The 4,894-nt window shown below is 45.7% G+C and carries 4 protein-coding genes; 3 read left to right on the forward strand and 1 reads right to left on the reverse strand.

The annotated features are described in order from the left end of the window. Window positions 1–123: 123 nt before the first annotated feature. From rho to A3761_RS14120, 3 genes are all read left to right on the forward strand, one after another. A complete protein-coding gene (rho, locus tag A3761_RS14110; RefSeq protein ID WP_068512781.1) occupies window positions 124–1,386 on the forward strand; it encodes a transcription termination factor Rho in 1,263 nt (420 codons plus the stop codon). 130 nt (window positions 1,387–1,516) lie between these two features. Beyond that, window positions 1,517–3,001, forward strand: a complete 1,485-nt coding sequence (gene ubiD / locus A3761_RS14115; protein WP_068750381.1) for a 4-hydroxy-3-polyprenylbenzoate decarboxylase — start codon at window positions 1,517–1,519, stop codon at window positions 2,999–3,001. Continuing rightward, window positions 2,998–4,029: a 2Fe-2S iron-sulfur cluster-binding protein gene (locus tag A3761_RS14120; RefSeq protein ID WP_082865348.1), complete on the forward strand. Its 1,032-nt coding sequence runs from the start codon at window positions 2,998–3,000 to the stop codon at window positions 4,027–4,029. The genes ubiD and A3761_RS14120 overlap by 4 nt, the downstream gene beginning before the upstream one ends. Window positions 4,030–4,090: 61 nt before the next feature. Here A3761_RS14120 and A3761_RS14125 read toward each other — a convergent pair. Next, a partial coding sequence (locus A3761_RS14125) for a heme biosynthesis protein HemY (RefSeq protein ID WP_369808222.1) occupies window positions 4,091–4,894 on the reverse strand: 804 nt, incomplete at its 5' end.

The raw sequence follows: 4,894 nt of genomic DNA on the forward strand, positions 1-4,894 counted from the left end.
TAATCTGCGCTATCTTTATTGACAATATCCCCGATTTGGGGTGGCACTCCGCCAAAAAAATTAAATTCATCACAACTTTCCTTTAACGGCCTCGCGCTGTATCTATTTGAACTTTTACATAATATGAATCTTACCGAACTTAAGAAAAAAAGCGTTCCAGAATTACTCGAAATTGCTGCCGAAATGGGCTTGGATAATCTTGCTCGATCTCGAAAACAAACAGTTATCTTTTCTATATTGAAGCGCCATGCAAAAAGTGGCGAAGACATATATGGAGATGGTGTTTTAGAGATTCTTCAGGATGGCTTTGGATTTTTGCGATCAGCAGAAGGCTCATATCTGGCTGGACCAGATGATATCTACGTTTCACCTAGCCAAATTAGACGTTTCAATTTGCGTACCGGGGATACGATTTCCGGGAAAATCCGTCCGCCGAAAGACGGCGAGAGATATTTCGCGCTTTTGAAAGTTAGTCAGATCAACTTTGATAAACCTGAGAACTCGAAAAATAAGATTTTATTTGAAAACCTGACCCCTTTGTTTCCAAATGATCGTCTTATTCTGGAAGCCGGTAACGGTAGTACAGAAGATTTGTCAGCGCGTATTCTTGATTTGGTTGCTCCAATTGGTAAAGGACAGCGTGGCTTGGTTGTTTCTCCGCCGAAAGCGGGTAAGACCTTGATGATGCAGAATATTGCTCAGTCTGTCGCGCGCAACAACCCTGAGTGTCACCTCATGGTATTGTTGATTGACGAGCGTCCAGAAGAAGTAACGGAAATGCAGCGTTCGGTTCGTGGTGAGGTTGTAGCCAGTACCTTCGATGAGCCACCAGCTCGTCACGTTCAGGTAGCCGAGATGGTTATCGAGAAAGCAAAACGTTTGGTTGAGCATAAGAAAGATGTCGTCATTATCCTTGACTCTATTACGCGTTTGGCTCGTGCCTATAATACGATTATTCCATCGTCGGGTAAGGTCTTAACGGGTGGTGTTGATGCACACGCACTTGAACGTCCGAAGCGCTTCTTTGGTGCTGCTCGAAATGTTGAAGAAGGTGGAAGCCTGACAATTATTGCAACAGCTCTTGTTGATACCGGCTCTAAAATGGACGAGGTTATTTACGAAGAGTTCAAGGGTACCGGTAATATGGAAGTACACCTTGATCGTCGTTGTGCCGAGAAGCGAGTATATCCTGCGATTAATATTCGCCGTTCAGGAACGCGTCGAGAAGACTTGTTGATGAGTGAAGATGAGCTTCAGCGTGTTTGGATACTGCGTAAACTATTGCATAGTATGGATGACGACTTAGCAGCATTAGAATTTATTCTCGATAAGCTGAAAGACTCTAAAACAAATGATGAGTTCTTCTTGTCGATGAAGAAGCGATAGGCTGTTGTTGATGGCTCAAAAGCTTTGTTAAATAAAACTTTTGAGCTGAATTAAACATCGTCAGGCTAGAATATAAACCGGTATTTATACCGGTTTTTTTATGAATTGAATTGAGATTGTTGTGTCAGTTATGAAATATGATGACCTCCGAAGTTTTATCAAACAACTTGAAGCGCAAGGTGAGTTGAAGCGTATTGCTCAGGAAGTCGATCCTTATCTGGAAATGACCGAGATATGTGATCGTACTTTACGTGCAGGAGGGCCTGCTTTACTGTTTGAAAACCCAAAGGGTTACAATATGCCAGTGTTGGCAAATCTTTTTGGTACAACGCGGCGCGTTGCCTTAGGAATGGGGCAAGAAGACGTCAGTGCACTACGTGAAGTGGGCAAACTTTTGGCATTTCTTAAAGAACCTGAACCACCTAAAGGTTTTAAGGATGCCTGGCAAAAGCTACCGATATTTAAAAAGGTGATGGCGATGGGGCCCAAAGAGGTCCGCTCGGCTGCCTGTCAGGAAGTGCTTATCGAAAAAGATCAGGTGGATCTGTATAAGCTTCCTATCCAGACTTGCTGGCCAGGCGATGCAGGACCTTTGGTGACCTGGTCTTTGGTGATTACAAAAGGGCCTGAAAAGTCTCGCCAGAATCTGGGGATTTATCGCCAGCAGTTGATTGCAAAGAATAAGCTGATCATGCGCTGGCTATCTCACCGTGGTGGCGCACTAGACTTCAGAGAGTGGCAGCAAAAACACCCAGGTAAACCTTTCCCGGTTGCGGTGGCTTTAGGTGCTGATCCAGCAACAATACTCGGTGCAGTAACGCCCGTGCCCGATACCTTATCTGAATATGCCTTTGCTGGCTTGTTACGTGATAGTAAAACTGAAGTGACTAAAGCGGGCTTGAGTGACCTATCAGTGCCAGCGAGTGCAGAGATAGTATTGGAGGGCTTCATTTACCCTGATGAAGTCGCACCCGAAGGACCCTTCGGTGATCATACTGGTTATTACAATGAAGTGGATACCTTTCCGGTATTTACTGTCGAGCGTATTACTCATCGAAAAAATGCGATTTACCACAGTACTTATACTGGTCGGCCGCCTGATGAGCCTGCGATTCTCGGTTTAGCTTTGAATGAAGTCTTTGTACCGATTCTAAGAAAGCAGTTTCCTGAAATTGTCGATTTTTATTTGCCGCCGGAAGGATGCTCATATCGCCTGGCCGTTGTAACGATGAAGAAGCAATACCCAGGGCATGCTAAACGCGTGATGATGGGCGTGTGGTCCTTCCTTCGCCAGTTTATGTATACCAAGTTCGTAATTGTCTTGGATGATGACGTTAACGCACGAGAGTGGGAAGATGTGATTTGGGCAATTACGACACGTATGGATCCGGCAAGAGATATCACCTTGGTTGAAAACACACCGATAGACTATTTGGACTTCGCTTCGCCAGTATCGGGCTTAGGCTCCAAGATGGGTCTTGATGCAACCAATAAATGGCCGGGTGAAACAAACCNGGAATGGGGTGAACCAATTACCATGACTGACGAGATAAAGTCTCGAGTTGATGAAAGGTGGGACGACTTGGGCATCTTTGGTGGTGATCAGTCCAAGTGAACGTGCTCGAAATAGAGTCACGGGTTGAAGGCCAGCTTCGCACATACGAATTGGCTTTTGATGCGGGAGAGTCAGTATATGAAATTGCTGACAGATATGCCTTGAAGTTGCCCGTCAGTTGCCGCAACGGGGTTTGTGAGATATGCCGGGCCAAGCTCGTTTCTGGCGAAGTTGAATTCGGCCCCCGAAGGGAGCTGGTTCAGGGGCCACTACAGAAAGACTTGTTGCTGTGCCAGACTTGGCCAGTGAACTCAAGCAAAATTACAATAGATAATATCTATGGGCCAGGAGAATTGCCTGTGAAGAAAACGGTTTGCCGAGTAATCGCTGTCGAAGTGATTAGAGGGCATGTTTATAAAGTTGAGTTGCAGTTACCTGCGGGCAAGCTGCCGGAGTTTTATGCCGGGCAGTATTTGGCACTTGAGATGCCGGGTAAGGATGCTGGTAGTTATTTTTCTATCGCTTCAGCGCCTGGCTTGCGAGAAATCACCCTCCACATTCAGGCTGATCCGCACTTGAACTCAGCGGTTGAAATTGTGGACTACTGTAAGGACGCGTTGGAGAGTGGAGCCAGTGTCACGATCTCTTTACCGTTTGGAAAGGCTTGTTTGCCAAAAGTGCCTGATAAGCCGCTAATCTTGATGGCTGCTGGTACCGGCTTTGCTCAAATGAAGTCTATTATTGACTATCTCCTGGCGCAGAATTATTCGCTTCCGCTTGCCTTATATTGGGGAGTTAGAAAAGAAGAAGATATGTACTTGGCAGAGTTGGCTGAGGAGTGGGCATCGAAATATGATCACTTTGAATTCCACCCGCTTATCGCAGACATTGAAAACATAGATGCAAACGCTCATCACAATCAATTGAGTGATGCGGTATTAGCAGACTTTTCAAATTTAGCGGATAGTAAGGTTTTTGTTAGTGGCTCGCCAAAGCTTGTTCATTCTGCAATGGACGCCTTGCTGGAAGCCGGATTAGAAGAACAAGACTTCTTCTCCGATGTTCTGGAATATGCGCCACGTTCTTAAATATTAGTGGCGCAAGCATGATGGTTTTAGAGCCAAGCAGAAATACTGTCTAGCTCAGTGGCTATCGAGACTCAGGTAGGGGCAATTTTGGCAGCTCAAGATTCTCGATAAGCCCTTCGAATACTTCTTTGTCGGCATTATTTTTCGCATTTAGGCGTATATTCAGGCGACATAGCTCCGCGAGACTTTCCTTGTTTTCGTGTAGTTTGTTGCTCGCTTCAAAGTATTCTTGAGCTTTCCCCCATAAACCATTTCTTAGGCAAAGCCTACCAAGTGCTAGCAATAAGCTGGCATTGTTGGGTCTGCTTTTTAGCCATTGTTCGGCGTGGATCAGTTGCTCGGAAGTGTTTTGAGCGGCGACCATTCCATAGACGCGAACCAGCCTGTCGTCCCATTTCTTTTCCAAGGCTTTTCGGATTAAGGTTTCGCACTCGTGATCGTTGTTAAGGCGAATAAGCTGTAGTGCGTACGTTTCAAGCAACTGCGCGTCGAATTGTAATGGTGTTGGTACACACTGCCATAAACCTGCGAGAATATCGTCGGCAGCGTCTTGTTGAGCGCGGTTAATTAGCTCGTCGGTTTTCTGTACAAAAAGATTATTCCAGGCGAGAGACTCGACGGCTTTGATTTCATCAGTGCCGAGTTTGGCATCTTTTTGCAAGGAGGGCAGGAGCTTTATCAGGTTGTGCCAATCTTCTAATTTTAAGTATACCGACTTCAAGAGCTTTAGAACGAAGGGGTGATGCGCCTGTTGTTTATGCAGGCGTAATAGTGTTGCTAAGCAAGGTTCATATTGCCCTTGTTGGTACTGGATTTGTGCTTGAGCGATCCCCACAGCAAAGTCGGAGTCCTCGGTGCTGTCATA

The sequence above is a fragment of the Oleiphilus sp. HI0123 genome (assembly GCF_001635315.1).